Annotated in this window: 1 protein-coding gene and 1 pseudogene; both read right to left on the bottom strand. The window is 65.2% G+C overall.

The genetic code is table 11. The features are described from left to right. Positions 1-382: succinylglutamate desuccinylase/aspartoacylase family protein (locus tag EN935_RS35680; protein WP_164771667.1), on the bottom strand; the 382-nt coding region annotated here is incomplete at its 3' end. 190 nt (positions 383-572) lie between these two features. Further along, positions 573-1,448 (bottom strand): annotated as a pseudogene (locus EN935_RS35675) (MFS transporter); the annotation flags it as partial. Positions 1,449-1,487 lie beyond the last annotated feature (39 nt).

Here is a 1,487-nt window from a genome sequence, read left to right as displayed (position 1 = left end):
GCTGGTCGACGCTGCCAAGGGTGGTGTCGGGCAAGAGTGCTGTGTCGGGCGCGGCGAGCAGCGGGAAGCCGCGGTTGAAATTGGTGCGCGTGCCCAGATGAAAACGGCCCTGATGCTCGCCGAAATGATATTGCGCCCGGCCGATCGGGTTGGCCCAGGGCACGATGGTGAGATTGCCCTTGATGCGGCCTTCGGCTTCGGCCTTGGCCAGCATCGGCATCAGCGCGTCGATGGCGACGACGCCCGGCAATTCGCCGGCGTGGAGCGCTGCCTGCAGATAGGCCGAAGGGGCGACCTTGTCAGTGCCCGCGAAGCGGAACAGCGGGAATTCGTAGGAAACGCCTTCGCTTTCGCCGGCGATGCGTTCGATCGATTTCTGCATGACTTCCTCCATCTAGAGCAGTTCGCCGTTTCATGGAAACGCCGAACTGCTCTATCTCTTTGTTTTGACGCAATCCCGGACGGAAAACCGCTTCACACTCTTCCTGGGATTGCTCTAGAGCCAGAAGACATGCCCATTTGAACGCGCCGATGTCGATTGGTCCAGCCTGCCGCGCTATGGGCGCAAGCGGTTACTCTGCGGGAGCCTGAAGCGGGATGACGGGCGCTCGCCGGTCCAGCGCCTGCGACAGCACAGCGACGGCGACCGCCAACAAGGCGATCACCGCACCGACCAGCGGCAGATTGGCATAGGAAATACCGGCGGAAAGGGCCACTCCGCCGATCCAGGCGCCGCTGGCATTGCCGACATTGAAGGCGCCCTGATTCAGCGTGGCGGCGAGGTTCGGCCCCTCGGAGGCCGCCTCGACGACGCGGATCTGCAGCGGCGGTACGACGACGAAGATCAGCAGGCCCCACAGGAAGACGATGCCGATGGCAACGCTGGCGATAGTGCCGAACTGCATGAAGCCGACCAGCAGCAGCGCCATCGCGAGCAGCGTGCCGATCACCGTCGGCATCAGCTTCCAGTCGGCCAGCCTGCCGCCGATGATGTTGCCGATGGTCATGCCGGCGCCGAACAGCAGCAGCACCCAGGTGACCGCAGAGGTGGACAGACCGGAGACGTCGGTGAGGTAGGGCTTGATGTAGGTGAAGACGGTGAACAGGCTTGCGGAGGTCAGCTCCGCGATCAACATCGCCAGCCAGACCTGCAGCTTGCCCAGCACGCGCAGCTCGCCGCGCAGGCCGCCACCGCTCGGCTCGGCAACGTCGGACGGCACCAGCCAGGCAATGGCTGCCACCGAGATCAGGCCGATGCCGACGACGGCGAGGAAGGTGGCGCGCCAGCCGAGGGCTTCGCCTAGTGCCGTGCCGGCGGGAACACCAAGGATGTTGGCCAGCGTCAGCCCGGCGAACATCAGCGCGATGGCACTGGCGCGCTTGTTGCGCGGCACCAGGCTGGCGGCAACGACCGAGCCGATGCCGAAGAAGGCGCCATGGCCGAAGGCGCCGTGATCCCGGAAACCAGGGGGATCTCACTCCCGATC

Source organism: Mesorhizobium sp. M7D.F.Ca.US.004.03.1.1 (assembly GCF_003998635.1).
Lineage (GTDB): Bacteria > Pseudomonadota > Alphaproteobacteria > Rhizobiales > Rhizobiaceae > Mesorhizobium > Mesorhizobium loti.
Note: the sequence above shows the minus strand (reverse complement) of the source record. Positions and strands in the feature narration are given on the sequence as shown.